Origin of the sequence: Mesorhizobium sp. BH1-1-4 (assembly GCF_020165665.1) — a bacterium.
Taxonomy (GTDB): domain Bacteria; phylum Pseudomonadota; class Alphaproteobacteria; order Rhizobiales; family Rhizobiaceae; genus Mesorhizobium.
The window spans coordinates 227,120-253,228 of sequence record NZ_JAIUIN010000003.1; the positions used below are offsets into that span (position 1 = coordinate 227,120).

At 63.1% G+C, this 26,109-nt stretch carries 29 protein-coding genes; 14 read left to right on the forward strand and 15 right to left on the reverse strand.

The genetic code is table 11. The features are described 5' to 3' along the window. Nucleotides 1–15: 15 nt before the first annotated feature. From mobA to LB569_RS07605, 8 genes are all read left to right on the forward strand, one after another. Nucleotides 16–648, forward strand: coding sequence for a molybdenum cofactor guanylyltransferase MobA (gene mobA, locus LB569_RS07570; protein WP_224691656.1), 633 nt, complete (start codon nucleotides 16–18; stop codon nucleotides 646–648). After that, nucleotides 645–1,154 carry a molybdopterin-guanine dinucleotide biosynthesis protein B gene (gene mobB / locus LB569_RS07575; RefSeq protein ID WP_224691657.1) on the forward strand — a complete coding sequence of 170 codons (510 nt, stop codon included), beginning with the start codon at nucleotides 645–647 and terminating at the stop codon, nucleotides 1,152–1,154. Before mobA ends, mobB begins: the two co-directional genes overlap by 4 nt. 159 nt (nucleotides 1,155–1,313) lie before the next feature. Next, complete coding sequence (locus LB569_RS07580) at nucleotides 1,314–2,099, forward strand: ABC transporter substrate-binding protein (protein WP_140701272.1); 786 nt, start codon at nucleotides 1,314–1,316, stop codon at nucleotides 2,097–2,099. A gap of 75 nt (nucleotides 2,100–2,174) precedes the next feature. Further along, the gene (locus LB569_RS07585; RefSeq protein ID WP_224691658.1) at nucleotides 2,175–2,891 is read left to right on the forward strand and encodes an ABC transporter permease; all 717 of its coding nucleotides are present in this window, start codon (nucleotides 2,175–2,177) and stop codon (nucleotides 2,889–2,891) included. Beyond that, entirely contained in the window at nucleotides 2,888–3,712 is an 825-nt protein-coding gene (locus LB569_RS07590; protein ID WP_140701276.1) for an ABC transporter permease, read from the forward strand. The genes LB569_RS07585 and LB569_RS07590 overlap by 4 nt, the downstream gene beginning before the upstream one ends. 125 nt (nucleotides 3,713–3,837) lie before the next feature. Next, complete coding sequence (locus tag LB569_RS07595) at nucleotides 3,838–4,707, forward strand: NAD(P)-dependent oxidoreductase (protein ID WP_140701278.1); 870 nt, start codon at nucleotides 3,838–3,840, stop codon at nucleotides 4,705–4,707. 6 nt (nucleotides 4,708–4,713) lie between these two features. Then, nucleotides 4,714–5,418 carry a DNA alkylation repair protein gene (locus LB569_RS07600; protein ID WP_140701280.1) on the forward strand — a complete coding sequence of 235 codons (705 nt, stop codon included), beginning with the start codon at nucleotides 4,714–4,716 and terminating at the stop codon, nucleotides 5,416–5,418. A 103-nt stretch (nucleotides 5,419–5,521) separates the two neighbouring features. Beyond that, nucleotides 5,522–6,085, forward strand: a complete 564-nt coding sequence (locus LB569_RS07605) for a DUF3299 domain-containing protein (protein WP_224691659.1) — start codon at nucleotides 5,522–5,524, stop codon at nucleotides 6,083–6,085. 9 nt (nucleotides 6,086–6,094) lie between these two features. Here the strand turns inward: LB569_RS07605 and LB569_RS07610 are convergent, their stop codons facing one another. The 4 genes from LB569_RS07610 to LB569_RS07625 form a co-directional block, all read right to left on the reverse strand. Next, nucleotides 6,095–6,586 carry an Lrp/AsnC family transcriptional regulator gene (locus LB569_RS07610; RefSeq protein WP_006205209.1) on the reverse strand — a complete coding sequence of 164 codons (492 nt, stop codon included), beginning with the start codon at nucleotides 6,584–6,586 and terminating at the stop codon, nucleotides 6,095–6,097. 108 nt (nucleotides 6,587–6,694) lie between these two features. Beyond that, complete coding sequence (locus LB569_RS07615; RefSeq protein ID WP_140701284.1) at nucleotides 6,695–7,369, reverse strand: uracil-DNA glycosylase family protein; 675 nt, start codon at nucleotides 7,367–7,369, stop codon at nucleotides 6,695–6,697. After that, complete coding sequence (locus LB569_RS07620; RefSeq protein WP_140701286.1) at nucleotides 7,309–7,920, reverse strand: glutathione S-transferase; 612 nt, start codon at nucleotides 7,918–7,920, stop codon at nucleotides 7,309–7,311. The genes LB569_RS07615 and LB569_RS07620 overlap by 61 nt, the downstream gene beginning before the upstream one ends. A gap of 34 nt (nucleotides 7,921–7,954) precedes the next feature. Continuing rightward, nucleotides 7,955–8,578: a thermonuclease family protein gene (locus tag LB569_RS07625; protein WP_224691660.1), complete on the reverse strand. Its 624-nt coding sequence runs from the start codon at nucleotides 8,576–8,578 to the stop codon at nucleotides 7,955–7,957. Nucleotides 8,579–8,654: 76 nt separating this feature from the next. Here LB569_RS07625 and LB569_RS07630 point away from each other — a divergent pair, with 76 nt between their 5' ends. Next, nucleotides 8,655–10,175 carry a sensor histidine kinase gene (locus tag LB569_RS07630; RefSeq protein ID WP_140701290.1) on the forward strand — a complete coding sequence of 507 codons (1,521 nt, stop codon included), beginning with the start codon at nucleotides 8,655–8,657 and terminating at the stop codon, nucleotides 10,173–10,175. 54 nt (nucleotides 10,176–10,229) lie between these two features. Further along, nucleotides 10,230–10,754 (forward strand): GNAT family N-acetyltransferase, encoded by a 525-nt coding sequence (locus tag LB569_RS07635; protein ID WP_224691661.1) that lies wholly within the window; start codon nucleotides 10,230–10,232, stop codon nucleotides 10,752–10,754. A gap of 19 nt (nucleotides 10,755–10,773) precedes the next feature. On the opposite strand, the gene LB569_RS07640 is transcribed toward LB569_RS07635, so the two are convergent. Further along, nucleotides 10,774–11,772 carry a nicotinate-nucleotide--dimethylbenzimidazole phosphoribosyltransferase gene (locus tag LB569_RS07640; protein WP_224691662.1) on the reverse strand — a complete coding sequence of 333 codons (999 nt, stop codon included), beginning with the start codon at nucleotides 11,770–11,772 and terminating at the stop codon, nucleotides 10,774–10,776. A gap of 198 nt (nucleotides 11,773–11,970) precedes the next feature. Between LB569_RS07640 and LB569_RS07645 the strand changes: the two genes are divergently transcribed. Together LB569_RS07645 and LB569_RS07650 are read left to right on the forward strand one after the other, a co-directional pair. Then, nucleotides 11,971–12,201: a DUF1289 domain-containing protein gene (locus tag LB569_RS07645; protein WP_140701294.1), complete on the forward strand. Its 231-nt coding sequence runs from the start codon at nucleotides 11,971–11,973 to the stop codon at nucleotides 12,199–12,201. 9 nt (nucleotides 12,202–12,210) lie between these two features. After that, on the forward strand, nucleotides 12,211–12,915 hold the full coding sequence (locus tag LB569_RS07650) for a TIGR02281 family clan AA aspartic protease (protein ID WP_224691663.1): 705 nt from the start codon (nucleotides 12,211–12,213) through the stop codon (nucleotides 12,913–12,915). 2 nt (nucleotides 12,916–12,917) lie between these two features. Here the strand turns inward: LB569_RS07650 and dusA are convergent, their stop codons facing one another. The 9 genes from dusA to LB569_RS07695 all read right to left on the reverse strand — a co-directional run bounded on the left by dusA (nucleotide 12,918) and on the right by LB569_RS07695 (nucleotide 22,661). Next, nucleotides 12,918–13,910 (reverse strand): tRNA dihydrouridine(20/20a) synthase DusA, encoded by a 993-nt coding sequence (dusA, locus tag LB569_RS07655; protein ID WP_224691664.1) that lies wholly within the window; start codon nucleotides 13,908–13,910, stop codon nucleotides 12,918–12,920. A gap of 192 nt (nucleotides 13,911–14,102) precedes the next feature. Further along, the gene (locus tag LB569_RS07660; protein WP_224691665.1) at nucleotides 14,103–14,405 is read right to left on the reverse strand and encodes a DUF982 domain-containing protein; all 303 of its coding nucleotides are present in this window, start codon (nucleotides 14,403–14,405) and stop codon (nucleotides 14,103–14,105) included. 137 nt (nucleotides 14,406–14,542) lie between these two features. Continuing rightward, on the reverse strand, nucleotides 14,543–15,529 hold the full coding sequence (locus LB569_RS07665) for an ABC transporter ATP-binding protein (RefSeq protein WP_224691666.1): 987 nt from the start codon (nucleotides 15,527–15,529) through the stop codon (nucleotides 14,543–14,545). Between the two features lie 8 nt (nucleotides 15,530–15,537). Beyond that, nucleotides 15,538–16,497 carry an ABC transporter ATP-binding protein gene (locus LB569_RS07670; RefSeq protein WP_140701304.1) on the reverse strand — a complete coding sequence of 320 codons (960 nt, stop codon included), beginning with the start codon at nucleotides 16,495–16,497 and terminating at the stop codon, nucleotides 15,538–15,540. Continuing rightward, nucleotides 16,494–17,465, reverse strand: coding sequence for an ABC transporter permease (locus LB569_RS07675; RefSeq protein ID WP_224534693.1), 972 nt, complete (start codon nucleotides 17,463–17,465; stop codon nucleotides 16,494–16,496). Before LB569_RS07675 ends, LB569_RS07670 begins: the two co-directional genes overlap by 4 nt. Next, the gene (locus LB569_RS07680; RefSeq protein ID WP_318012753.1) at nucleotides 17,465–18,481 is read right to left on the reverse strand and encodes an ABC transporter permease; all 1,017 of its coding nucleotides are present in this window, start codon (nucleotides 18,479–18,481) and stop codon (nucleotides 17,465–17,467) included. The genes LB569_RS07675 and LB569_RS07680 overlap by 1 nt, the downstream gene beginning before the upstream one ends. A 40-nt stretch (nucleotides 18,482–18,521) precedes the next feature. Continuing rightward, on the reverse strand, nucleotides 18,522–20,183 hold the full coding sequence (locus tag LB569_RS07685; protein WP_224691667.1) for an ABC transporter substrate-binding protein: 1,662 nt from the start codon (nucleotides 20,181–20,183) through the stop codon (nucleotides 18,522–18,524). Between the two features lie 18 nt (nucleotides 20,184–20,201). Continuing rightward, nucleotides 20,202–21,107: a proline iminopeptidase-family hydrolase gene (locus tag LB569_RS07690; protein WP_224691668.1), complete on the reverse strand. Its 906-nt coding sequence runs from the start codon at nucleotides 21,105–21,107 to the stop codon at nucleotides 20,202–20,204. Nucleotides 21,108–21,146: 39 nt separating this feature from the next. Continuing rightward, on the reverse strand, nucleotides 21,147–22,661 hold the full coding sequence (locus tag LB569_RS07695) for a leucyl aminopeptidase (protein WP_224691669.1): 1,515 nt from the start codon (nucleotides 22,659–22,661) through the stop codon (nucleotides 21,147–21,149). Nucleotides 22,662–22,922: 261 nt separating this feature from the next. Between LB569_RS07695 and LB569_RS07700 the strand changes: the two genes are divergently transcribed. Continuing rightward, nucleotides 22,923–23,825 carry a LysR substrate-binding domain-containing protein gene (locus LB569_RS07700; protein WP_140701314.1) on the forward strand — a complete coding sequence of 301 codons (903 nt, stop codon included), beginning with the start codon at nucleotides 22,923–22,925 and terminating at the stop codon, nucleotides 23,823–23,825. 250 nt (nucleotides 23,826–24,075) lie between these two features. Beyond that, complete coding sequence (locus LB569_RS07705) at nucleotides 24,076–25,533, forward strand: NCS1 family nucleobase:cation symporter-1 (RefSeq protein WP_140701316.1); 1,458 nt, start codon at nucleotides 24,076–24,078, stop codon at nucleotides 25,531–25,533. A 35-nt stretch (nucleotides 25,534–25,568) separates the two neighbouring features. On the opposite strand, the gene LB569_RS07710 is transcribed toward LB569_RS07705, so the two are convergent. After that, nucleotides 25,569–26,108 (reverse strand): DUF1697 domain-containing protein, encoded by a 540-nt coding sequence (locus LB569_RS07710; RefSeq protein WP_224691670.1) that lies wholly within the window; start codon nucleotides 26,106–26,108, stop codon nucleotides 25,569–25,571. Nucleotide 26,109 lies beyond the last annotated feature (1 nt).

A 26,109-nucleotide genomic window follows, 5' to 3' on the forward strand; every position in this document is an offset into this window, starting at 1 on the left:
TACAGGCTGGGCCGTATGAATCGGGAGATCGCGGGGATCATTCTGGCTGGTGGCCAGTCGAGCCGGATGGGCGGTGGTGACAAGAGCCTGTTGCCGCTCGGCGGCGGCTGCGTGCTTGACGAGGTCCTGTCGCGCTTTGGCCCGCAGCTCGACATCCTGGCGCTGAACGCCAATGGCGACCCGGCGCGATTCGCGCGTTTCGGACTGCCGGTGCTTGCCGATACCGTCGAAGGCTTTGCCGGACCGCTTGCCGGGATCCTGGCCGGCCTCGAATGGGCGGCCGCCGGCACGCCTTGCAAGGCAATCGTCACCGCTGCCGGCGACACGCCTTTCCTGCCGCTTGATCTCGTCGACCGTCTGGTGGCGGCGGCCGATGAAAGTCCCGGTTCGATCGCCGTCGCATTCTCCGCAGGCAGGCCGCATCCGACCTTCGCACTATGGCCAACCGAATGCCGTGACGCCTTGCGGCATTTCCTGGTCGATGAGGACAACAGGCGGGTTTCGGCCTTCATCGAACGATACGGCCATGTCGAGGTCGAATTCCCGGTCCTGCAATCCGCCGGCCACTCCATCGATCCATTCTTCAACATCAATATGCCTGACGATCTTGCCCAGGCTGAACTCCTGTTGCAGAGCATGACGTCATGAACAGACGCGTCTTCGGCATCACGGGCTGGAAAAACTCCGGCAAGACCACCCTGACGGAAAAGCTGGTCGCCGAGCTTGTGCGGCGCGGCTGGAAAGTCTCGACGGTCAAACATGCGCATCATGATTTCGACATCGACAAGCCGGGCGCCGACAGCTTCCGCCACCGCCAGGCCGGCGCCACCGAGGTTGCGATCGTATCGGGCAATCGCTGGGCGCTGATGCACGAGTTGCGTGGCGAGCAGGAGCCGCCGCTGGACGCCATCCTGTCGCGGCTTGCCCCATGCGACATCGTGCTGGTCGAAGGCTACAAGCGCGAAGCCCACCGCAAGATCGAAACGCGACGGCTGGAGGCGAAGGACCGGACGCCGCTTGCGGCCGCTGACCCCAATATTGTCGCCGTCGCCGCCGATTTCGCCCTCACCGACAAGGTCCTGCCGGTATTCGACCTCGACGACGTAAAATCCATAGCCGACTTCATCGAGCGCACGACCGGCCTCGTTGCTTGAGAAGTAACGTAAGGGCAGAAGCCTATTGCCGATTTTGGCGGTTTTGCAGTTGCTTTTTTCTTGGAAAGAGTGGGAGTATCGCCCCAGCGGGCGGTCAAAAAGCACCGCCCCATAGAGCCGTTTCGGAACGACGGCCGGGACCATAAAGAGAGGACTATCATGCGTATTGCACTGCGTATCGCGCTCGCCGCATCGGCTGCGCTGCTGACGCTCGGCGTAGCCCAGGCCCAGGAAAAGACCCTGCGGATCGGCACCGAAGGCGCCTATCCCCCCTTCAACAACCTCACCGCGGATGGCCAGCTTGTCGGCTTCGACATCGACATCGCCAAGGCGCTCTGCGATGAAATGAAGGTCAAGTGCACCTTCGTCGCCCAGGATTGGGACGGCATCATTCCAGCCCTGCAGGCCGGCAAGTTCGACGCCATCGTCGCTTCGATGTCGATCACGCCGGAGCGGCAGGAGAAGGTCGACTTCTCACACAAATACTACAACACGCCCTCGGCGCTCGCGGTGCCGAAGGATTCGCCGCTCAAGGGCGTGACCAAGGAAGACCTTGCCGGCAAGAACATCGGTGTCGCCACCACGACGACGCATTTCAACTATGCCTCGAAGACCTATACGGACAGCACCGTCAAGGGCTATCCGAGCAGCCCCGAGGAGCAGGCTGACCTGGCCAATGGCCGTCTCGACGCCATCGAGGACGATATCGTGGTGCTGCAGCAGTGGCTGGATACGCCTGATGGTGCCTGCTGCAAGATCCTTGGCCAGCCCTCGCCGCAACCGGTCGAAATCTTCGGACCTGGCGCCGGCATCGCCGTTCGCAAGGGTGACACCGACCTGGTCAACAAGCTGAATTCCGCCATAGACGCCATCCGCGCCAACGGAAAGTATAAGGAAATCAACGATAAGTACTTCAAGTTCGACGTCTACGGCGCCGAGTCCTGATAGTTTATTGCCAAGGCGGCGGGGGTTCCCTGCCGCCTTGTTCATCTCGGGAGCGCCGCGGGGTAAGACCAGTCAATGCCAGCCCAAAGCATATGGACACTGCTCAGTTGGGGACCGGAAGGCTGGAGTGACGATATTGCCTATGGCGCGTTGGTTACCATCGCGCTTGCCCTTGCAACGCTGCCGATCGGTCTGACGATCGGCTTTTTCGTAGCCTGGGCCAAGCAATCCGAAGAGCCGTCGCTGCGGGCGGCCGCCAACATCTACACCACCGTGTTTCGCGGCCTGCCGGAACTGGTGACGCTGTTCCTGTTCTTCTTCGGCATGCCCATCCTGCTGCAATACGTCATCCGCCTCTTCAAGCCCGAGGCGACGATCGACGTCGACAGCTTCATCGCCGGCATGATCGTGCTGTCGCTGATCTTTTCTTCCTATGCCAGCGAAGTGTTTCTTTCCGCCTTTCGCGCCATTCCCAAGGGCCAGTATGAGGGCGGCTACGCGATCGGCCTGTCGACATGGCTGACCATGCGCAAGGTGATCCTGCCTCAGCTGCTGCGCATCGCCTTTCCCGGCCTCGAGAATTGCTGGCTCAGCCTGCTCAAGGACACCGCCCTGGTCTCGGTCGTCAACCTCGCCGAAACCTTGCGTAACGCCGGCGTGGCGGCGCGTGTCACGAAACACGCCTTCCTGTTCTACAGCGTGGCCGCGCTGGTTTTCCTTGTGCTGGCAATCCTGTCGTCGATCGCGACCGGGTTCATCTTGCGCTCGCTCGGGCGGAGGGAAGCGCGATGAGCGTCAGCCAAGCCATCTCCGTCGACCGGCCGCCGCCGCGGGCACGCGGCTGGCCGCGCACCCGTATCGTCGGGTACGCGCTCGTCGGCCTCTGGATTCTGTTCGGCCTCGGTATCCTCGCCTATCTCATCTATGCCTGGAATGGCGAATTCTTTGCCAGATATGCGCCAGCCTACCTGCAGGGCCTGTGGACGACGCTGTCGCTCGTTGCGATTTCGATGGTGGTCGGCGCGATCTTTTCGTTGCCCGTCACCTATGGCCGCATGTCGAAGAGCCGTTTCCTGTCCGGCCTTGCCTACTGCTACGTCTACTTCTTCCGCGGCACGCCACTGCTGGTTCAGGTCTACCTCGTCTACTATGGCTTGGGCTCTTTCCGGCTGCAGCTTGAATCCGTCGGGTTGTGGTGGTTCTTCCGCGAGGCCTTCAACTGCGGCGTCTTCGCCTTCGCGCTCAACACCGCTGCCTACCAGGCCGAGATCCTGCGCGGCGCCATAGAGAGTGTGCCCAGGGGCCAGTGGGAGGGCGCCGCCTCACTCGGCCTGCACAAGCTGCAGACGCTGCGCAAGGTCATCCTGCCGCAGGCGTTCATCGTGGCCTTGCGGCCCTACGGCAATGAACTGGTTCTGATGATCAAGGCTTCGGCGATCGTCGCCATCATCACGGTCTATGACCTGATGGGCAATGCAAAGCTCGCCTACGCCAAATCCTTCGACTTCCAGGCCTATGTCTGGGTCGCCATCGTCTACCTGGTGATGGTCGAGATCCTGCGTCATGGCGTCGAATGGATCGAGCGCCGGATCACCATTCACCTGCACCGCTGAGGCATCGCCGAAACCGCTCCTGACCGGCCTGTGCCAGTCGATGCGGCGGCACGCGCCTTGACGAATTCGCCGCATGGCCTAGAGCTTCCGCAACTGAAAACTCTGTTTCGCCGGAAGGACAAGGCATGGCATCGGTGGCATTTCTCGGTCTTGGCGTCATGGGCTATCCCATGGCCGGACACCTGAAGAACAAGGGCGGCCACGACGTCACCGTCTACAACCGCACAGCCGCGAAGGCCGAGCAATGGGTCGCCCAACATGGCGGCAGCCATGCCGCGACACCGGCGCAGGCAGCCGAGGGCAAGGATTTCGTCTTTTCCTGCGTCGGCAATGACGACGATTTGCGCTCGGTGACCACGGGACCGGAAGGCGCCTTCAAGGCGATTAAGAAAGGCTCGGTCTTCATCGACAACACGACCGCCTCGGCGGAAGTCGCGCGCGAACTGGCCGAAGCCGCGCAAGTGGGCGGCTTTTCCTTTCTCGATGCGCCGGTCTCCGGTGGCCAGGCCGGCGCCGAAAATGGCGTGTTGACGGTCATGGTCGGCGGCGATCAGGCAGCCTTCGACAAGGCCAGGCCGGTCATCGACGCCTTTGCCCGCATGGTCGGGCTGATGGGGCCGGCGGGCGCCGGCCAGTTGACCAAGATGATCAACCAGATCTGCATCGCCGGGCTGGTGCAGGGACTGTCGGAAGGCATCCATTTCGGCAAGAAGGCCGGGCTCGACATCGAGAAGGTGATCGAGGTGATTTCCAAGGGCGCCGCCGGCTCCTGGCAGATGGAGAACCGGCACAAGACGATGAACGCCGGCAAGTATGATTTCGGTTTCGCCGTCGACTGGATGCGCAAGGATCTCGGCATTTGCCTTGAAGAGGCCGACCGCAATGGCGCCAGGCTGCCGGTGACCGCCCTTGTCGACCAGTTCTACAAGGACGTGCAGGCCATGGGCGGCAAGCGTTGGGACACATCCTCCCTGCTGGCGCGACTGGAGAAGTAGGCGACAATGTCCCTGCCTGCTCCAGGCTGGACCGCGAACGACATCATCGCGCATCTGCGTTCGATCGGAACCGAGGAAAACCGCGCCGGCATGGCGCGGTTCGGCATCAACACCACGACCGCGCTCGGTATCGGCAATGCGGACTTGCGGCCGTTGGCGCGCAAGCTGAAGCGCAACCACGAGCGAGCGCTGGCGCTGTGGGACAGCGGCATACGCGAGGCGCGGCTGATGGCGGCTTTCACCGGCGAGCCGAAGAAGATCACCATCCAGGAGTGCCGCCGCTGGGCCGGCGATTTCGATTCCTGGGAGATCGTCGACACCGTCTCCGATCTGTTCGTGGATACGCCGTTCTGGCGCCATCTGGTCGCGGAGTTTGCCGCCGACGAGCGTGAATTCGTCCGCCGCACCGCCTTCGCCATGCTGGCATGGGCGGCGGTGCACTTGAAAAAGGAACCCGACGCGACCTTCCAGTCCTACCTGCCATTGGTCGAAGCCCATTGCAGCGATGAGCGGAACTTCGTCCGCAAAGCGGTCAATTGGGCGCTGCGGCAGATCGGCAAACGGTCAATGGCTTTGCACGCCCCTGCCCTTGCGCTGGCGCACAGGCTTGCCACCTCCACGGACAAGACGGCACGCTGGATCGGCAAGGATGCGGTGAGAGAACTTTCGCATGCCAAAACGCACGAACGCCTCGCCGCCAGAAAGGCCTGACGAGTTGAGGTTTGCCGCGGCCGGATATCGCCGACATGTGATGGGGCTCGTGCATTGACGCCACCCGCCGTCGCGTCTTTACTCGCCCGCAAAGGATGCGGCCATGAACCATCTCAAATCGATCATTGCGCTCGCCGCCGCGCTTGCCCTCTCCACGGCCGGCGCTTCGGCCGAGACCGCGCACATCTTCTGGAAGGATTTGCGCCCGGCAACGCAGGCGGTCGCCGAAGACGCCGGCCTGCCGATGATCGCGGCGAAACTGCCAGATCATGGTGAGACGCTGTCGGTCGCCCTGCAGGACGAAACCATTCAATTAGCCGGCTATGCATTGCCGGTCGATCGCGACGGCGACCTCGTCTATCAGTTCCTGCTGGTGCCGTGGACCGGGGCGTGCAGCCACATGCCGACGCCGCCGCCCAACCAGATCGTGCTGGTCACGCCAGCCCGTCCGTACAAGATGACGGAGGCCTACGAAGCGGTCTCCGTCACCGGCGCCATGAAGCCGGACATGAAGAAAAGCCAGCTGTTCATTCTCGACGGCGTCAGCGTCATCCAGTCCGGCTATAGCGTGCGCAAAGCCGATGTCGTGAGCGTCGACACAGTTCCGGATTCGGTCGTGTTGCCGGTGAACTCGCCCTGGAGCTTCCTCAACAAGAAGAAGAACTAAGCGTCGGCCTCAGGCCGCGTTCGCGCCCGACTCCTTGTCCAGCACCATATAATCGAGCGGGATTTCGGTCGTGTACTTGATCTGCTCCATGGCGAAGGACGACGACACGTCGCGGATCTCGATCTTGGCGATCAGCCGCTTGTAGAAGGCGTCATAGGCCGCGATGTCGGGCACGACGACGCGCAGCAAGTAGTCGACGTCGCCGCTCATGCGGTAGAATTCTACCACCTCCGGAAATTCCTGGATGACCTCGGAAAACCGGCGCAGCCATTCATGGCTGTGCGAATTGGTGCGGATCGACACGAAGACCGTGACCCGCACATTGACTTTTTCGTGGTCGAGAATGGCGACGCGCCGCTTGATAACGCCCTCTTCCTCGAGCTTCTGGATGCGCCGCCAGCACGGCGTGGTCGACAGGCCGACTTTCTTGGCAACGTCGGCGACCGCGAGCGTCGCGTCCTCCTGCAAGAGGCGGAGAATTTTTCGGTCAAGGCGATCCATCGGAGGCTCCTGGTGGAATAGTTTCGCTATATTCCCTTTTATTTGGCCCATCTACAAGAAAGAAATTCTGCCGCCAGCGTCTAAAGCGAGTGATTTCTTGCTGAATGCCTAGCCGAGGCGATAGCGGATTTCCGACCGCAGGAAAGGCAGCAAATCCATTTCAAACCACGGATTCTGCTTCAACCAGCCCGTGTTGCGCCAGGACGGATGCGGCAGCGGCAGTACTTTGGGGCCGACGGAATTCTCCCAGATGGCGCGCCAGTCCATCACCGTTTCCGTCAGCGAGGCGCGCCGCGCCGCGCCCATGTGCCAGGTCTGCGCATAGATGCCGATCGTCAGCACCAGGTCGATGCGCGGCATCAGCGCCATCAAGGGCGCGCGCCAGGCCGGGGCGCATTCGCGCCTCGGCGGCAGGTCGCCGCCCTTGGCGTCTTGTCCGGGAAAGCAGAAGCCCATCGGCACGATGGCGAATTTCTCGAGGTCGTAGAATTCCTCGCTGGTCACACCGAGCCAGTTGCGCAGGCGGTCGCCCGAGGCATCCGTGAAGGGCATGCCCGACAGATGCACCTTGGTTCCAGGCGCCTGGCTGGCGATCAGGATGCGGGCGTTGGACGAGGGGCGCAGCACCGGTCGCGGCCCGTGCGGCAGCGGCTTGCCGACGGGATTGTCGACGCAGATGCGGCACGCGCGGATCGTCGCGGCGAAGCTATCCAGGTCCATGCTCAAGCGGCGGCACTCGGCCGGCTGGAGACAGCCTGATGCCAACGCAACACATTGGTGCATTCCTCCGGCACCTTGATGCGTGCCGGCTTCATGAAATCGATCGCGATCAGGCCGGTTATGTCGGCAATCGAATAGCTGTCGCCGGCGGCGAATTCACGGCTGCTGAGTTCCGCATCGAGCAACTCGAGAAACTCCACCGCCTTCGGCTTGTTGGCCTCGCCCCATTCGGGAATCTGCGGGATTTCCCATTCCTTCATGGCCGGATGGATGTGGCGGAAAGCCTGCGTGACACTGCTGAGCAGGTTGAACTCCATCCGCCTCTGCCACATCTCGACCTGCGCCTTGCCAAGCGCGCCGCGTCCGAACAATGCCGGCTCGGGATGAAGTTCCTCGAAATAGCGGCAGATGGCGACGGATTCGGTGAGGATGGTGCCGTCGTCAAGCTCCAGAACCGGCAGACGCCGCAACGGATTGCGCGAGCTGACCGATTGCTGCTTGTGCTCCAGCGCGCCCATGTCGACCGGCACCAGCGGAACCGTGATCCCCTTCTCGGCGAGGAAAATGCGAACCCGCCGCGGGTTGGGCGCCCGGCCGCCGTCAAAGAGCTTCATGTCCATCCTCCTTTTCCTCACGCCATACGAGATTTCACCAGAAGCGGAAGATCTCCCGCACGGCATCACCAATCGACGCCAGCCTGCCGTGTTTCCGCTCCACGACCGCGCCATGATGGCTGTCGCGCCAGTCCTGTGGCCGATCGAACGTGCCCGCCCAGATACCGGCCCTTGCCGCGCGGGCAATCGCTTCCTCACTTTCGAAATCACCATAGGCGACGGCCCAGCCCGCTTCGACCTGGGCGCGGTTGAGGTCGGTGCCGCCGGCCTTGCAGTCGCCAAGCAACCGGCCATAGCGATCGCTCTGCCAGCCGCTGCAGATGACCGGCCTGCCGGCGATCAGCCGCACCAGGGACTCGCGCGCCAGCGTGCCACAGGCATAATCGGCCCCGTTCCTGCGGCAGGTCTGCGTGTATTCCGGGGCGTCGATGCCGCGCATCCGGATGCGCTCGGTGCCGAGCGTGATCGAATCGCCGTCATTGATGATGGCGCTACCTTGCGTCTTGCGCGTCTCCACCCGGTCGAGACGCGCCGCGAGCAGGATCAGCAGTCCCAGAATGATGGTGGCCAACGCATAGTCGAGCAGCTTGCGCCACGGGCTTCTCGGGCGCGGCGCCGCGTACCGCCTGCGCGACCCCGGCGACCACGAACGGCTCATATGGCAAACGGTTGGTTAATCATTCGAACGTAGCTTAACACCTTGAAATCGCTGCGCGCATAAATTGAAGCTTTTGATGCCCTTGCAACGCTCGAACACAGCGGACAAGTTCATTGTGGACCGCAGGAAACGGCATCGCAACACCGATGTCGCGCGCGCGGTGCGCAAGACGCGCGACCGTCTTTCGCAGCAGGCCGGCAATCCCGATTTCGATCGGGAACTGCTGAAGCTTCACGCACGGGCCATGACAAGCGGCGCGGTGGTTATCCCGCTGCTCGTCCTGGCAATCGCCGCGGCGGGCCGGTTCGCCGGCGTCGGAAACGAGATCGGGCTCTGGGCGCTGTTCACGCTCACCGCCCATACCATTGTCGCCTTCATGGCGAGGCGGATCGAGCGGACGGAAGCTTCCGCGCTCAACCCATTGCAAACGCGACGAGAATTCCTGGTCGCGCATTTTCTTTGCGGCCTCGGCTGGGCCTGGTTCGTTTTGCTGGGCTGTGGCGCGTGCGCGGTGGATCAGTTCCAGGTGGCCAAGGCGGTGGTGCTGCTGCTCGCCATGGCATCGACCGCGGTGATGGCCTCGTCTCTGGGTGGAGCTCTTTTGGCGACCTTTGCCGTTCCGGTGGCGCTCTATGCCTATGCCGGGGTGAAGCTGTGGATGCCGGTCGAAGCGATCATGGCCGGGCTGCTCGTCGTGTCGCTGCCTTTCTTCGCCTATATCGCCCGCCATCTCAACCTGTCCTCCTTGATGCTGCTGTCGTTTCGCTCCGAAAAGGATGCGTTGATCGCCGAAGTGGAGACGGCGAAGTCGATGTCGGACGAGGCGCGGCGGCGGGCCGAGGACGCCAATCTGGCAAAGTCGCGCTTCCTCGCCTCGATGAGCCATGAATTGCGCACGCCGCTCAACGCCATTCTGGGTTTTTCCGAGGTGATGGCGAACGAGGTGCTGGGGCCGATGAGCAATCCCACCTATCGCGACTACGCCCATGACGTGCATGATTCCGGCCAGCACCTGCTCGACCTGATCAACGAGATCCTCGACCTGTCGCGTATCGAGGCTGGCCGCTACCAGCTCAACGAGGAGCCGGTCATGCTGCTCAACATCGTCGAGGATTGCTGCCATATGATGGAACTCAAGGCACGCAACAAGGATATCCGCGTCGTCCAGGACTTCGAACAGACATTGCCGCGGCTGTTCGCCGACGAGCGCGCCGTGCGCCAGATCACGCTCAACCTTCTGTCCAATGCCATCAAGTTCACCGCCACCGGCGGCGAAATCCGCGTCCGGGTCGGCTGGACGGCGGGCGGCGGACAATACATTTCGATTCGGGATAACGGCCCGGGCATTCCAGAGGACGAGATTCCGGTCGTGCTTTCAGCCTTCGGCCAGGGTTCGATTGCCATCAAGAGCGCCGAGCAAGGCACCGGGCTTGGCCTGCCGATCGTGCAGGGGCTGCTCGCCATGCATGGCGGCGAGTTCGAACTTCACTCCAAGCTACGTGAAGGCACCGAGGCCATCGCCATCTTCCCGCTGAGCCGGGTGATGGAAGAACTGCCGGCGCTGCCGACAGCCGCGGTGGCCGCGCGACGGCGGTAGTGCCTTGCGGACCTGCGTCGACACCTTATGGAAGAAGTACGCGGACGGCAAAAGATGACGAATTGGGATGCCAGCGGCGTCGACATCAAGTCGGAGCGGCTTCGCCTGAAACTGTTTACGGCAGACGATGCCGCGGAGGTCTTTGCCGCCATCACTCCCGCGGTAACCCGTTTCATGCAGTGGGAACCACCTCGATCAGCAACGGCCTTTGCCGAGGTATGGCGATCCTGGCTGACGCCGATCCTTGAAGGATCGGATTTGCATTTCGTTGTGCGTTCCTTGACGGACCGTTGCTGTCTGGGGCTTGTCGGCCTTCACGCGGCCAAGACCACCTGCCCCGAGATCGGAATTTGGCTCAGAGAGGATGTACATGGAAATGGCGTCGGCCGGGAAGCTGTCGCCGCCGTGGCGGCATGGGCGTCCGACGCGCTCAATCCGGATTGCTTCGAATATCCTGTCGCGGAAGAGAACGTCGCAAGCAGAAGGATCGCGGAAAGCCTTGGCGGCTCGATAGTCTCCACTCGCTCCAACTCGAAATATACCTCGGTCGTCTATCGCATCCCCAATCTCCAGCGTTGATCCGCCGAGACGATACACTTCAGCCCCGAACAGCCGCCGCCATGCCTGAACTGGTCAGGGCTGCGGCCTTGACCAGCCCGGCCGCAAGGGCTGCTCCCGCCCCTTCGCCATGGCTGATGCCGAGATCAAGCAGCGGACGCAACCCAATGTGTTCGGCGGCCCTTGCATGCGCGGGCTCCGGCGACAGGCTGGCAAGGAGACAATGATCGAGCGCGACGGGGTTAGCCGCATACAATACCGCCGCGGATGCCGTTGCCGCGAAGCCGTCGATCAGCACCGGTATCTGCTGCATCCGTGCCGCGAGGATGGCGCCGGATATCGCCGCGAACTCGCGGCCTCCGACCCTCCGCAGCGCTTCGAGCGGATCTTCCAGATGGGCGCCGTGAAAGGCCAGCGCCGCATCGACCACCTCTGCCTTGCGGGCCTGCATGGCGGCATCGGCGCCCGATCCTGGGCCAACCCAGTCGGCGCCCCTGCCCCCGAACAGCGCGGCCAACAGGGCGGCGGCGACGGTGGAATTGCCGACGCCAAGATCGCCGAGGCAAAGCAGATCGGTGCCCCCGGCGATCGCTTCCATGCCGAAGGCCATGGTGGCCGCGCAACCGCGCTCATCGAGCGCGGCGTCTTCGGTGATATCGCCGGTCGGGATGTGCAGGGCAAGATCGAACACCTTCAGGCCGAGGTCGTTGGCGATGCAGATCTGGTTGATCGCCGCACCACCGGCCGCGCAAAGTTCAACGGCATTGGCGGTCGCCGCCACCGGCCGCGGCGAAATGCCATGCCTGACAACGCCATGGTTGCCGGCAAAGACAGCCATCAAGGGCCTCGTCACGACAGGCGGAGCGCGACCGCTCCATGCGGCAAGCCATGCGCCAATGTCCTCGACGCGGCCAAGCGAATTCACCGGCTTGTCGGCCTTGGCAAACAGCGCGCGCACGCGCGCCTCGGCTTTGAGGTCCGCGGGCGGCAAATTGTCGAGCAGGTTGCGGAAATCGTCGAAAGGCAGTGCACTGGTCATGTCGCGAACAATCATTCCTGGATGTTGGCGAGCGGCATAGCTGCGTTGCGTGATCGGCACAACCTCCTCGATCGTCCTTCCCGGTTTGCCGCAAAGGCGGCCATGGACGGCGCTATCGCGAGGGCTTGTATTGGCTTTGCCGTTGCACCATGTGGAGATGGAAGAGCGGACTCCGAACGGGGTCCTCCAGAGAAAGTCATGACGGTCATCGAGTCTCCCTGCATCCTGGTCTGTTCGATCGATATGAAGACCGGCTTCTGCTTCGGTTGCGGCCGCACGCGCGAGGAAATCGGCGCCTGGATGGGAATGACGCCCGAGACGCGCCGCAATGTGATGGCCGAACTGCCGGCCCGGCTGGAAACCGTCGAGCGCCGGCCGCGCCGCGAAACGCGCCGCACCCGCATGGCGCGCGAACGCGACGCATTCTAGCGAGGACGGATGAGCAGCCGGCTGTTCTGGATTGTGATGGCGATGATCGGTGTGGGAGCGGTGCTGCTCATGCTCAACGATTCCGCCGGCAGCACGCTCGGCGTCGACAATGACGATTTCGGCCGGCTGATCTGGCTCGGTGCCTTCGGCGCCCTCATCGGCGCCGGCTTGCTGCGGTCGGCTCCGCTGGGCGTGATGGCCCGCAACCTCGGCACCTGGGCGGCTATCGTGCTCGTTCTGATCGCCGGCTATCAATATCGCTACGAGCTGCAGGACGTCGCCAGCCGAGTGACCGCGGGCCTCGTTCCCGGCAGTCCCCTGGCGCTCGGCGTCGAGGACGGCCACGCGACGGTGACCCTGGACAAGGCCGACAACGGCCATTTCGAAGCGCGCATCCTAGTCAACGGCAATCCGGTTAGGGCCGTCGTCGACACCGGCGCGACCAGCACCGTATTGACTTCGGAGGACGCTCAGGCCGCGGGCTTCAATCCGGCGGCGCTGAACTACACCATCCCGGTTTCGACCGCCAATGGCATGGCCCGCGCCGCGGCGGTCAAGACCAACGAGCTGGCGATCGGCGGCATCGTGCGCAAGGACATGTCGGTGATGGTCGCCGCGCCCGGCATGCTCAGCCAAAGTCTGCTCGGCATGAACTTCGTCGGCTCGCTGTCGGGCTTCGACGTGCGCGGCGATCGTATGATTCTGCGCGACTGAGGTCAGGCCGCTTCGTCGGCTTCCGCCCTACCGAATTCGACGGCTGCGAAAGCGCTCTTCAGTATCTCCGGCCCGGCGCCGGGCCGGGTCGCGTCGGTGGACAGGATCTGGCGGTAGCGGCGCGCGCCGGGCAGTCCGTGAAACAACCCGACCATATGGCGGGTGACATGGCCGAGCCTGCCGCCCTGTTCGATATGGCGAGCCGCGTAGTCCGCCATGGCATCGATCAGTGCCGCGAAATCGAACGCTTCCGGCCGCACTCCGTAGAAGGCGGCATCAACACCTGTCAAAATGCCTGGCGTGTGGTAGGCGGCGCGGCCAAGCATGGCGCCATCGACATGATCGAGATGCTCGCGCGCCTCTTCAAGCGACTGAATACCGCCATTGATGCCGATGAATTCGTTCGGATTTCCCGCCTTCAATCGATAGACCCTGTCATAATCGAGCGGCGGGATGTCGCGGTTTTCCTTGGGACTCAGCCCTTCCAGCCACGCCTTGCGTGCGTGCACCCACAAGGCATCGGCGCCGGCATCGAAAACGCCATTCGCCAGCGCATCGAGCGCCGGCTCCGGATCCTGCTCGTCGACGCCGATGCGGCATTTGACCGTGACCGGCACCGCCACCGCCGCCTTCATCGCGGCGACGCAAGTTGCGACGAGGTCGGGCACTTTCATCAGGCAGGCGCCGAACGTGCCGGACTGGACGCGGTCGGACGGGCAGCCGACGTTGAGATTGATCTCATCGTAACCGAAGGATTCGCCGATGCGCGCCGCTTCGGCGAGTTTTGCCGGATCCGAACCGCCAAGCTGCAGGGCGACCGGATGCTCCGCCTCATCGAAGCCAAGCAGCCGCCCGCGCGCGCCGTGGATGACCGCGTCGGCCACCACCATTTCGCTGTAGAGCAGCGCGTGGCTCGTCAGCCGACGATGGAAGAACCGGCAATGCCGGTCCGTCCAATCCATCATCGGCGCAATGGCGAGTTTTGCATTCAACATGTTATTCGGATTGGCTATCCCGATGATCCATCCACCTGGATCGGATCTTGCCGCGACATGTAGCGTATTTATTGGCCCATTCAAACTGCCGCCCGGCCTTGGCTACCGGCAAAGGGCCTGCCCGGAATGCGCGGACACAACCGCCATCGCGCCCGCAACGGACGCGATCCAACCCTGAAAGGCAGCGCGGCGTTACCGCCGCAGCGCGTGTATGCTCGCCATGCTGTTGCCGCCTATCGGCAATGCCATGTCGTCGTCAAGAAGCCGCGTGATCCGGGCAAATCCGGTGAACGCCTTTCTGGCTTCCTCCGCCGACATCTGTCCAGACAGGGCGGCCGAACAGCAATTCAGCGCACACTGATACACCGGCCCACGCCGTCCCGTCGGCCATTTACGCAAGAAAACCATCGCCTCGGCGACACTATCCACCTCTTCCACAGGATGCCCCTGCCCGCGCGATATCCGCACGGGCGAAAAGAAATGCAGGTAGTCCATAGCTTCCTCCCGGTCGATCGCGATGCGCTCGATCGAACCCTATCAAACGTGCTGTCCGGCGGTTGGTTCCACGCGGAAAACTGAATTTTGAAGAATTTTCTGGCCGGATGCGGCAGTCGATGCCGGGCGAAATGAGCCTATACCGTCGGAAAGTGGCATGCCACCTTGCGGCCGGGCCTGAACTCCCTCACCTCTGGCCGCTCCGTACGGCACCGCTCCGCCGCGATCGGGCAGCGGGGATGGAACCGGCAGCCGGATGGCGGATTGAGCGGGCTTGGCACATCGCCCGAGAGAATGATGCGCCTGCGCGTGCCGCCGGGTGTCGTCTCCACGACGGGAACCGCTGAGATCAATGCCTGGCTGTAGGGATGGGCCGGGGTCGAAAACACCTCCTCCGCCGGTCCTTCCTCGACGATCGAGCCGAGATACATGACCGCGATGCGGGTCGAGACCTGCCGCACGACCGAAAGATCGTGAGCGATGAAGACATAAGTCAGGTCCAGCTTCTCCTGGAGGTCGGCAAGCAGGTTGACGATCTGCGCCTGTACGGACACGTCGAGCGCGGAGACCGGTTCGTCCAGAACCACGAGATCAGGATTGAGGGCGATGGCGCGCGCTATGCCGACACGTTGGCGTTGCCCGCCCGAGAATTCGTGGGGGTAGCGCATGACATGGTCCGGCAGCAGCCCGACGAGGTCGAACAGTTCCGCGACGCGGCTGGCGATCTCGCGCGACGAAAGCTTGCCATGGATGCGCAGCGGTTCGGCCACGAGGTCGCCGACGCGCCGGCGCGGATTGAGCGAGGCCGACGGGTCCTGGAACACCATTTGCAGGCGCCGCCGCAACGGCCGCAGTTCAGACAGCGACTTCGAGGTGATGTCATCGCCTTCGAACAGAAGCTCACCATCCGAAATCTCGTAGAGCCTGACCAGGCAGCGCGCCAGCGTGGACTTGCCACATCCGGACTCGCCCACCAACCCGACGGTTTCGCCGCGCCGCACCGTCAGCGAGACATTGTCGACCGCATGGACGGTTCGTCTGCCTTCGGCGGAAAAACGGGTGCCGATCGAGAAGCGTTTGCCGAGCGAACGTGTTTCGAGGATCGGACGGTCTTTGTCGGTCATCGGCCCCCTCATGCTTGTGCCACCCGGTAGCAGGCCGCCGCGTGCGTGGCGGCGCCAAGATCGGGCTTGCCGGTCAGGCAGGGCTCGTACCGGACCGGACAACGCGGACCGAAGGCGCAGCCTTGCGGCAATCGCAGCAGCGATGGCGGTGACCCGGGAATGGCCGGCAAGCGGCGAGGTTTCGCACCGGTCAACGGCGGGATCGAACCAAGCAATGCACGGGTATAGGGGTGCCGCGGGTCGGAAAACAGCGCCGTACGGCTGCCGCGTTCGACGATGCGGCCCGCATACATGACCATGACCCGATCGGCGAGTTCGGAGACCACGCCCATGTCATGCGTGATGAAGACGACGGCCGATTTGTGCGTCGCGCGCAGCTTGCGCACGAGATCGAGAATGCCGGCCTGGACCGTGACGTCGAGCGCGGTGGTCGGCTCATCCGCCACCAGCAGCGCCGGGTTGCACGACAGCGCCATCGCGATCACCGCCCGTTGGCGCATGCCGCCGGAGAGCTGATGCGGATAACGTGACATCGCTTCGTGCGGATTGGGAAAATTCACCTCCGCCAGCAGTTCTTCCACACGCTCCATCGCCTTGGATTTGCTGATGTTGCGATGCGCGCGGATCTGTTCGGCGATTTGCCAGCCGATGGTGTAGACCGGGGTCAGCGCCGTCATCGGATCCTGGAAGATCATCGCGATCTCGTTGCCGCGCAGGCGCCTGAGTTCGCGCGGGGGCAGCCCAACCAATTCGCGGCCCTTGTAGCGGATCGAGCCTTCGATGACGGCGTTGGGGTCGGTGATGAGCCCCATCACCGCCAGCAGCGACACTGTCTTGCCCGAGCCGGACTCGCCGACGACCCCGAGAATCTCGCTTTCCGCGAGGTCGAAGGAAACGCCGTCGATGGCCCGTACCAGGCCATCATCGGTTCGAAACGATACTTTGAGATCGCGCACCGACAGTATCATGATGTCCTCAGGCGCGGATCGAGAAGGATGTAGACGAAATCGACCACCGCGTTGGCGACCACCACGAACATCGACGCGTACATCACCGTCGCCATGATCATCGGCAGGTCGAGGTTCTGCAGCGCGTCATAGGTGAGCTTGCCGATGCCGTGCAGCCCGAACACCACCTCGGTCAAAAGCGCCGAGCCGCCCACCAGCGCGCCGAAATCGAGTCCGAACAGGGTGACGAAGGCGATGAGCGACGTGCGCAAGGCATGGCGCAGCAGGATGCGGGTTTCCGACAGGCCCTTGGCGCGCGCCGTGCGGATATAGTCCTCCTGCAGCGATTCGATGATCGCCGCGCGCAGGACCCGCCCATAGATGCCGATATAGAGGATGGCGAGCGTGATCCAGGGTATGACCAGTGTCAGAAACCAGCCCCTGGGATCGTCGGAAAAATTCTTGTAGCCGAGCGGCGGCACCCAGGAGAACGCCCAGCTGTCATGATAGCGGCTCTGGGTGATCAGGTTCATCACCTCGCCCAGCCAGTAGACCGGCATGGAAATACCGAGCAAACCCAACGCCATCAGCAGCCTGTCCAGCCAACTGTCGCGTGTGGCGGCGGCAACGATGCCAATGATGATGGAGACAACCACCCACAGGATCGCCGCCCCGAAGACCAGCGACAGCGTGACGGGAATCGAATCCATGACCGCCGGCACCACCTTCCAGCCGCGATTGACGAAGGAGGTCAGATCTCCCGTGACGAAGATCTTCTCCATCATCGTCACATATTGCACGTAGAGCGGCCGGTCGAAGCCGAAGCTGTGACGAACCGCTTCCAGCACTTCGGGCGAGGCATTGCGGCCGGCGATGCGTGCGGCGGGGTCGGCACCCGGCGTGGCGAAGAAAATCAGGAAGACGATGACCGAGATGCCGAACATCACGAACAGCATCTGACCGAAACGGCGCAGGATGGCATAGATCATCAGTCGCGCCCCAGCCGAACCTTGGAGCGCGGGTCGAGCGCGTCACGCAGCCCGTCGCCGAAGACATTGAGGGTCATGACGGAAATCGCGATCGCCAGGCCAGGCGCCAGCGCCACCAGCGGCCGTGTGTAAAGCAGCGCCTGCCCGTCCTGGATGATGGTTCCCCAGCTCGCCGCGGGCGGCTGGACACCGATCGACAGGAAGGAGAGCGCCGATTCGGTAAGCATGTTCAGCGCCATCATCAGCGGTATGAACACGATGAGCGTGGTGGTGATGTTGGGCAGGATGTCGCGCCACAAAATCCGCCACCCCGGTACGCCCAGATTGATCGCGGCCAGTACGAACTCGCTGTGGCGCAGCGACAGAACCTGCCCGCGTATCGGCCGCGCTACATAAGGCACGTAGACGATGCCGATGATGATGACCGGCAGCCACAGGCTGCCGGACTCGATTTCGATCGGTCCGATCGAAATGCCTTGCGAAATTGTGACGATGGAAAGCGATATCGCCAGGAGATAGATCGGAAACGCCCACAGCACATCCAGGAAGCGCGACAGCACCGTGTCGGTGATGCCACCGAAATAACCGGCGACGAGCCCCGCCGCCGTGCCGAGGATCAAGGTGAAGATAGTGGCGGCTCCGGAGATCAGCAGCGAACTCAGCCCGCCATAGAGCATCCGGGCCATGACATCGCGGCCCTGGCTGTCGGCGCCGAGGAAATAATTGCCGAGCCGCCAGGTTGGACCGATCGGCGTGTAGCCAAGCCCGAGCCCCTCCGTCGATTGTTCCATCACCGCAACGTCGGCGCCGTCGATCTGGATGACGGCGTCGAGCGTCGAGGCGAAGGGGTCGGTTCCTGCCCAGTTGGCGTAGAGGGGCGCACTGAAACAGGCAAGGACAATGAGGAGGAACACGGCCAGGGACGCCATGGCGGCCCTGTTTCTTGCCAGCTTTGCAAACGCGACGGCCCAGGGCCCTCGCGTCCTGCGCGGCATGGCAGCGACTTGGTTCGACACGGGACGTGCCCCTCCGCGGTTCGTTACTGCACCCAGGCCCTTACTGCACCCAAGACTGGGTGATCATCCAGTTGAACTGCCGGTTGAACTTGAAATTGCCCACGCGCTTGCTGACGAAGTCAAGCCGCTTCGGCGTGAAGAGGCCGACGGCCGGCGCCTTGTCCGTGACCTGCTTGTCGATTTCAGCCCACATCTTGTCGGCGGCCTTCTGGTCGGTCACGCCGAGATCCAATGCTTTCTGCATCTTGGCGTCGATATCCTTGTCGCAGAAACCGGCGATGTTGATCGAAGCGTCCGACCCCTCACGGAACGAGGCGCAGCTGAACAGGATGTTCAGGAAGTCCGAGGCCGCGGGATAGTCCTTGTACCACTGGGTGACGGACATTTGCACTTTGTTGTTGGTGTTCTGGATGTAGGTGAACTGGATGTTGGACGAGATCGGCTTGACGTCGGCGACATAGCCGATGGTGGTCAGCACGCTCTGCAGATAGACGCCGATCGACCGGGAAATGGCCGTGTCCTCGACGATGATGGTCACCTTCTGGCCCTTGGTGCCGGATTCCTCGACCAACCGCTTTGCCTTGTCGAGGTCAGGCGCCGACCATTTGGCGCCGGGGTTCTTGGTGAAGGGGCAGTAGTCTTCGTGGCCGGGGAAATCGGGAGGCAGGACCTGGCAGACCGGCGAGGCCAGCACCTTGCCGCCGAACAGCTTGACCAGCGTGTTGCGGTCGATCGCGTAGGCGACGGCCTGGCGCGCCTTTTCATTGTCGAACGGCGCCAGGCGATTGTTGAGCGGCGCATACCACCACGCCGAAAGCGGCGAGATGTGGAGCTGGTCCATGGCCTTCGTGCCGAGTTCGCCAAGGCGATCGCTGGGCAGCGCATCGAACATCCAGTCGGCTTCTCCGTTCTGGATGGCCGTCACCGCGGCTTCCTCGGAAAGGCCGAAATCATACTGGACGACGTCGGGATAACCGTCCGGCTGCGCTTCCTCGCTCCACTGCTTGAAGTTCGGGTTGCGGGTCACCGTCATGCCCTTGTTGGGATCGAAGGCGGAGATCATGTAGGCGCCGGTGCTGGGAATGGGCTTGGAACCCATGTCTTCCGCTGGCGTATCGGCCGGCAGGACGACGGCGTGCGGCAAGGCAAGCTTGTAGAGAATCTCGGCGTCCGGCTTGGTGAGATTCAACGTGATGGTGCCGGCCGCTTCGTCGCCGACGACGCCGCCTTCCAGCGCGCAGCTCTTGGTGTCGGCAAGGCATTTGTCGGCGCCGACGATGCCGGCATAGAACGTGCCCGAGGTCGGTCCCGAGACCTTGAAGATGCGCTGGAAGGAAGCAACGACGTCTTTCACGCCGAGATCCTTGCCGTCGGAGAACTTGATTCCCTTGCGCAGTTTGAAGGTGAAGGTCTTGCCGTCATTGGTCACCTCGGGCAGCGCCTCGGCGAGGTCCGGGACGATGGTGAAGCCGTCCATGCCTTCGGCCTTGCGGAAGGCGACCAGCCCGTCATAGATCGGCTGGTACATCTGCCAGCCCTGGTCCGTGTAGTTGATGTGCGGATCGAGCGTTCCCGCCGCCGAGCGGGCCAGCAGCCGAATGGTGCCGCCGCGGTGTTCCTTGAGATATTCGGCCTGCGCCGGCGCCAGCCACATACCGGCCAGCAATGCCGCGGCCGAGGCCGCCAGAAGCAGTTTCTTCATGTTGTAGTTCCCCTTTTCTCAGTTGTCGTTGTCGTCCAGGAAGTCTCCCACCACGCGCATGCAAAGATCCTGCTCTTCGACATGCGGCATATGGCTGGAATGCTCGAAAATCCGCCAGCGCGATCCCTTGATGCCGTCCACGAAAGGCTGCACGGTCGCCGGCGTGGCCTCGTCGTAGCGGCCGGAGATGATCAGCGTGGGAACATCGATGGCGGGCAAGCGGTCGATGATGCTCCAGCTCTTCAGCGTTCCGATGACATGAAATTCGTTCGGACCGTTCATGACGTTGTACACGGTCGGATTGCGCACGACCTGGGCGAAGGTCTCCGTGACCTCGGGCGGGAACGGAACGATCCGGCAGACATGCCGCTCGTAAAACGCCATCGTCGCGGCCTGGTAGTCCGGATGATCCGTCGTGCCGGCCTGCTCGTGCCGGGTCAGCGTCTCCTGTACGTCCATCGGCAGGTCGGCGCGCAACCGGCTGGCCTCCTCTACCCACAGCTTCATGGAAGCCGGTGAATTGGCGATGGTCAGCGACTTCAAGCCCTTCGGCCGCGTCACCCCATATTCGGCGCCCAGCATGCCGCCCCAGCTTTGTCCAAGGACATCGAAGCCGCCACGGATGCCGAGATGATCGACGAGGTTTTCAAGTTCGTCGATGAACAGCCTGGGCGTCCAGAAATCGGCGCCCTTGTCAGGCAGCAAGGTGGAATTGCCGCACCCCAACTGGTCGTAATGGATGACGGCACGGCCTGTTCGGGCAAGAAGCTTGTAGGCATCGACGTAATTGTGGGCGGCACCTGGCCCGCCATGCAGGACAACGACCGGAGCCTTGCCGGCGTCGAGCGCGCCGCTGATCCGATACCAGGTTTCGTAGTCGCCGAAGCCGGCCCGTCCTTCGCTGGTGACGATCTCCGATGACATTCCGATCTCCTGAATGTTTGAAGGCATGTCGTTGGGCACCTAGTTTGCAACCCGGCTCGCTCGAACCCATTCTTCCAGCATCTGCACGCCGAATGCCGTGGCGCCTTCTCGGCCCAGCGGCTGATCCTTGCCGGTCAGCTCCTTGCCGGCGATGTCGAGATGCACCCAGGGCCGATCCTCGGTGAAGTGGCGCAGGAACGCCGCGGCGTAGGGGGCGTCGCCATCTTCCATGTCCTTGGCGTGATGCCGCAGGTCCGCGAAGGGTGATTGGAGCCCCTCGTCGTAAGCCCGGTCGAGCGGCAGCTGCCAGAACCGCTCGCCGACCTTCTCGCCGGCCGCGATCATCCGCGAGGCGATGGCGTTGTCAGTGCTGAAGAGGCCGGCGAACACCGACCCGAGACCCCGCATGACGGAATAGGTCAAAGTGGCGAGGTCGACGATCACCGACGGGTTGAAGCGCGAGGCGGCGTAATAGAGGCAGTCGGCCAGAATGAGCCGTCCTTCCGCATCCGTGTCGAACACTTCCACGGTCTGCCCGGATGCCGTCGTGATGATGTCGCGCGGCTTGAGCGCGGTGCCTGACGGCATGTTCTCGGCAATGCCGAGCACGCCAACCACGTGCACGGGGCTGCCTTGCCGGGCGAGTGCGATCAGCAGGCCGACCACCGCGGCCGCGCCGCCCATGTCGGCCTTCATGTCGAACATCTGCTCGCCGCGCTTGATGCAGAGGCCGCCGGAATCGAAACAGACGCCCTTGCCGACGAAGGCCAGTGGCTGTGCCGGGGCGCCCTTGCCGCGATAACGCAGGACCGCGACGCGCGGCGGCCGCACCGAGCCCGACCCCACGGCCAGGACGGCGTTCATGCCGAGTTCCCCGAGCCTCGCCGCATCGAGGATCTCGACGTCGATGCCAGCCTCGCGCAACGGCTCCAGATGATCGTGAAAATTGTCGGGATGAAGATGGTTTGGCGGCAGGTTGACAAGCGTGCGCGCGTATTCGACGCCATCGGCGATGGCATTGATCCGCGCCAGCGCCGAATTCAGCTCCGCACCGCCGGCTCCGACCAGTTGCACCCGCAGGGTCCGATCGGCCCCTGCTCCCTGGCGCCGGTTGCGCATGTCGAAACGATAGCGCCGCAGCCGCATGCCGAGCGCCACGCGCGCCATGATTTCGGCGCCGGGCAGATCGACGCCCGCGATGGGGTCCAGGACCAGGGTAGCCGCGCATTCCCCTTTGCCTTCCAGATGCGCGGCCAGCAGACCGCCGGCGCGCGACAATGACAGTGTGGTGACGGCCTCGGCCTTGCCCAAGGCCAGGACAATCACGCGCCGGGCCGATACCGCCTGGGGCGCGATGACATCGATACAGGTGCCAGATTCAGCCAGGACCGCCGCATCGGAACAGGCTCGGGAGAGGATCCCGCCCGTTTCCGTGTCCAGTGCCGTTGCCCGTGGGCCAAAACCCGTCTGGGCAGTCTGCAAGATCACGACGACGGAGGTTTCCGCGGAAATCTCGTCCGCCGCTTCAAAGACCGGCACTGGCGATTGAGGCATAAGCGGGCATTCTCCTCATTGGCGGGGCCTTGGCCGAGGCATCGCTTGCAGTTGGTGCAATGCTTCGCCCGCCACCGGTGCAGGCCGGTCAAACCGGTCGCCGCCGTTGGTGGAATGGTGCCGAAGTTCCCGAATAGTCGTTTTCTTGAGACGACTTAGTTGCTCTTGCCTCTTGGGTATCCCTGAACGGCCCACGCGATCAAACGCCAATTTTGTCCATGTCGATTGACAAAAACTCAACTGACAATTCATGATCGGCCAATGGCTCTACCCTCACTCAATGGCATGCGCGCTTTCGAGGCCGCGGCACGTCTCGGAAGCATCAAGGATGCGGCCGAGGAGCTGCATTTGACGCCCTCGGCCATCAGCCGCCACATCCGCGCGCTCGAACGCAATCTCGGCCAGGACCTGTTCGAGCGCGGCTTTCGCCAGATCACGCCGACCATTCGAGGCTCGTATTATGCGCGCAGCCTCTCCGAGGCGTTCGAGGCCATCTGGCGCGCCACCGACGATGTCAGCCTCATCGACGGCCCGAGCCACGGCAGGACCCAGCGTGTCCGGGTCCTGTGCGTGCCCGCTGTCCTGAACCTTTGGCTGGCGGACCGGTTGCCGAATTTTCGCCGGTTGCATCCAGCGGTGGATCTGGAGATCTCGACATCGGGCAAGCGAGCCAATTTCGATTTGGCCATCGTCGACGAGTTCGTCTACAAGGCCGGCCCGGCCCTGACGCTGCTGATCCCGCTGGTGCTGACGCCGGTCTGCGCGCCGTCGCTGCTCGATGGGCCGATGCCGCTGCGCTCGCCCGCCGACCTGGTCAACCACCACCTGATCCACGAATGCGAGAGCATGCGATGGAAGCGCTGGCTCGAGCAGGAAGGCGTGTTGGACACGACGCCGAAATCCTCGACGACGCTGGACGATTGCACGCTGATCATGCGCGAGGCGATCAATGGTGCCGGAATAGCGCTTGCCGACACGATGATGGCCCAGGATCTGCTGCAGCAAGGCAAGCTTGTCGCCCCGTTCAGCGCCCGCCATACCTATCCGGCCGGCATCTACCTGCATCAGCGCCGCAGCATCGGCAACAAGCCGGGTACCGGCCTGTTTCAGGATTGGCTGCTTTCCGAAGTCGAGGACCACAAGCGGGTGATGGCCATCGCCTAGGCAGCCGCGCTTGCCGACGGAAGTCGGGAACGCGCCTTCCCTCGAATTGAAGCCGTGGATCGAAACTCGAATCAACAGACAGGCGCTTTTCAAAAGCGGCTCACCACCACGGCCCATTGATAATCGCGGTTCGCATTGAATATCTTTAAGCCCAAAGCCGGCAAATCGGTTGCTTGTCGGTTCCCCTGCGTCAGGCGTAACCTGTGCGGTCAACGCGTGAGGGCGCGTGCTGCAAGAAGGGGATATTGCAATGACGATACAAGGCGCATCGCCTGACCTGTATAATGAAGACCTCGCTCCGGCCAAGGTTCGAAACTGGGGACCGTTCTCGATCTTCAATGTCTGGACGTCGGACGTCCATAGCCTGTGGGGTTACTATCTCGCCGCCAGCCTGTTTCTGTTCTGCGGCGGCTTCGTCAACTTCATCATCGCCATCGGCATCGGTTCGCTGATCATCTACGCGCTGATGAACATGGTCGGCTACGCCGGTGTGAAGACCGGTGTGCCCTACCCCGTGCTCGCCCGCGCTTCCTTCGGCATCTGGGGCGCCAACATTCCGGCCCTGGTGCGCGCCATCGTCGCCTGCTTCTGGTATGGCGCGCAGACGGCCGCCGCCTCCGGCGCCATCGTCGCATTGCTCATCCGTTCGCAATGGTTCGCCGATTTCAACGCCAACACGCATTTCCTCGGCCATTCCGGCCTGGAGGTGATCTGCTTCGTGGTCATCTGGGCGCTGCAGTTGCTGATCATCCAGAAAGGCATGGAAACGGTGCGCCGCTTCCAGGATTGGGCCGGGCCTGCCGTCTGGGTGATGATGCTGCTCCTGGCCATTTATCTCTGCGTCAAATCCGGAACCTTCGCCTTCACCAGCGACATTCCGATGGACGTGCTTCTGGAAAAGACCAAGGACGCCGGCGTGCCGGGAACGCCGGGTTCGTGGACGTCGCTGTTCGCTGTGGCCGCGATTTGGGTGACCTATTTCTCGGCGCTCTATCTCAACTTCTGCGACTTCGCCCGCTATGCCCCGGACCAGGCTGCGCTGCGCAAGGGCAATATCTGGGGCCTACCGGTCAACCTGATCCTGTTCTCGCTGGTCGCGGGCGTCACCACCATCGCCGCCTATGACGTCTACCACGAGGTGCTTTTGCACCCCGACCAGATCTCGGCGAAATTCGACAGCTGGTTCCTGGCCGCGCTGGCCGCACTTACCTTCGCGGTGGCAACGCTCGGCATCAACGTCGTGGCCAATTTCGTCTCGCCGGCCTTCGACTTCTCCAACGTCTTCCCGCGCCAAATCGACTTCAAGAAGGGCGGCTATATCGCCGCTGTCATCGCGCTCGTGCTCTATCCGTTCGCGCCGTGGGATGGCAGCGCCGCCTCTTTCGTCAACGTCATCGGCGCGACGATGGGGCCAATCTTCGGCGTGATGATGGTGGATTATTATCTGATCCGCAAAGGTGAGGTCGATGTCGAGGCGCTGTACCGCGAAGACGGTGAATTCCGCTTCCAGGGCGGCTGGCATGTCAACGCCTTCATCGCCGCCGGTATCGGCGCCATCTTCTCCTCGATCCTGCCGAACTTCACCAACTGGCTGCCGTCCTGGTGGGGCGTCTATGGCTGGTTCTTCGGCGTGGCGATCGCCGGTGTCATCTACTACGTGCTGCGCACGGCAGCCGTTAGTGCCGGCGCCAAGACGGCGAAGGCCTGACGGAGCAAATAGCGGGGCGGCCTTGAGCCGCCCCCTTACGTCGCGACCATTTCGGCCAATTTGCGTATCGTGTTCCAGTTGCGCGAGGTACCGACGCCCAGCCGTTTATGGTTGGCTGCCGCGAGCAGGCGCGAACTTGGCCGCTCTCGTGAAAAGGCGACCCAGATGTCGCCGCCGACCAAGTGCACCTTTTCATCCTCGGCGGCACGGGTCCGAAGCTCCGATATCGCATCTTCGGCCACAGCCTTGCGCATGACGCGCACCGCCACTTGGTCGCCGGCATCGGCCGATTCGGCCGGGAACGGATTGCTGGCCGCGAGTTTCAGCCAATCCCCGGCGCTACGGACAATGATGTCGACGTGGCGGCCGAAGGCCTGTTCGAAGGCGGATTCCAGCCGCTTCTCAAGCGTGGCGATCGAAGTCTTTCCGCTCTCGAAGACCAGATTGCCGGTCGCCACCAAGGTGCGGACATTCTTCAGTCCGAGGCCTTCCGCCATCGCCTTGAGGTCCGACATGACAACCCGCCGCCCCTCTCCCAGGGTGATGCTGTAGAGAAGCGCGACATAGGTTTGCATG

Coding starts and splice junctions, on each gene's coding strand:
- LB569_RS07605 (WP_224691659.1), top strand. CDS start 5,522: ATGAACCATCTCAAATCGATCATTGCGCTCGCCGCCGCGCTTGCCCTC.
- LB569_RS07620 (WP_140701286.1), bottom strand. CDS start 7,920: ATGAAGCTCTTTGACGGCGGCCGGGCGCCCAACCCGCGGCGGGTTCGC.
- LB569_RS07710 (WP_224691670.1), bottom strand. CDS start 26,108: ATGCAAACCTATGTCGCGCTTCTCTACAGCATCACCCTGGGAGAGGGG.
- LB569_RS07665 (WP_224691666.1), bottom strand. CDS start 15,529: ATGACCGACAAAGACCGTCCGATCCTCGAAACACGTTCGCTCGGCAAA.
- mobB (WP_224691657.1), top strand. CDS start 645: ATGAACAGACGCGTCTTCGGCATCACGGGCTGGAAAAACTCCGGCAAG.
- LB569_RS07610 (WP_006205209.1), bottom strand. CDS start 6,586: ATGGATCGCCTTGACCGAAAAATTCTCCGCCTCTTGCAGGAGGACGCG.
- LB569_RS07700 (WP_140701314.1), top strand. CDS start 22,923: ATGGCTCTACCCTCACTCAATGGCATGCGCGCTTTCGAGGCCGCGGCA.
- LB569_RS07650 (WP_224691663.1), top strand. CDS start 12,211: ATGAGCAGCCGGCTGTTCTGGATTGTGATGGCGATGATCGGTGTGGGA.
- LB569_RS07660 (WP_224691665.1), bottom strand. CDS start 14,405: ATGGACTACCTGCATTTCTTTTCGCCCGTGCGGATATCGCGCGGGCAG.
- LB569_RS07685 (WP_224691667.1), bottom strand. CDS start 20,183: ATGAAGAAACTGCTTCTGGCGGCCTCGGCCGCGGCATTGCTGGCCGGT.
- mobA (WP_224691656.1), top strand. CDS start 16: ATGAATCGGGAGATCGCGGGGATCATTCTGGCTGGTGGCCAGTCGAGC.
- LB569_RS07630 (WP_140701290.1), top strand. CDS start 8,655: ATGCCCTTGCAACGCTCGAACACAGCGGACAAGTTCATTGTGGACCGC.
- LB569_RS07695 (WP_224691669.1), bottom strand. CDS start 22,661: ATGCCTCAATCGCCAGTGCCGGTCTTTGAAGCGGCGGACGAGATTTCC.
- LB569_RS07625 (WP_224691660.1), bottom strand. CDS start 8,578: ATGAGCCGTTCGTGGTCGCCGGGGTCGCGCAGGCGGTACGCGGCGCCG.
- LB569_RS07600 (WP_140701280.1), top strand. CDS start 4,714: ATGTCCCTGCCTGCTCCAGGCTGGACCGCGAACGACATCATCGCGCAT.
- LB569_RS07705 (WP_140701316.1), top strand. CDS start 24,076: ATGACGATACAAGGCGCATCGCCTGACCTGTATAATGAAGACCTCGCT.
- LB569_RS07670 (WP_140701304.1), bottom strand. CDS start 16,497: ATGATACTGTCGGTGCGCGATCTCAAAGTATCGTTTCGAACCGATGAT.
- LB569_RS07640 (WP_224691662.1), bottom strand. CDS start 11,772: ATGACCAGTGCACTGCCTTTCGACGATTTCCGCAACCTGCTCGACAAT.
- dusA (WP_224691664.1), bottom strand. CDS start 13,910: ATGTTGAATGCAAAACTCGCCATTGCGCCGATGATGGATTGGACGGAC.
- LB569_RS07615 (WP_140701284.1), bottom strand. CDS start 7,369: ATGCACCAATGTGTTGCGTTGGCATCAGGCTGTCTCCAGCCGGCCGAG.
- LB569_RS07690 (WP_224691668.1), bottom strand. CDS start 21,107: ATGTCATCGGAGATCGTCACCAGCGAAGGACGGGCCGGCTTCGGCGAC.
- LB569_RS07580 (WP_140701272.1), top strand. CDS start 1,314: ATGCGTATTGCACTGCGTATCGCGCTCGCCGCATCGGCTGCGCTGCTG.
- LB569_RS07585 (WP_224691658.1), top strand. CDS start 2,175: ATGCCAGCCCAAAGCATATGGACACTGCTCAGTTGGGGACCGGAAGGC.
- LB569_RS07590 (WP_140701276.1), top strand. CDS start 2,888: ATGAGCGTCAGCCAAGCCATCTCCGTCGACCGGCCGCCGCCGCGGGCA.
- LB569_RS07635 (WP_224691661.1), top strand. CDS start 10,230: ATGACGAATTGGGATGCCAGCGGCGTCGACATCAAGTCGGAGCGGCTT.
- LB569_RS07595 (WP_140701278.1), top strand. CDS start 3,838: ATGGCATCGGTGGCATTTCTCGGTCTTGGCGTCATGGGCTATCCCATG.
- LB569_RS07645 (WP_140701294.1), top strand. CDS start 11,971: ATGACGGTCATCGAGTCTCCCTGCATCCTGGTCTGTTCGATCGATATG.
- LB569_RS07675 (WP_224534693.1), bottom strand. CDS start 17,465: ATGATCTATGCCATCCTGCGCCGTTTCGGTCAGATGCTGTTCGTGATG.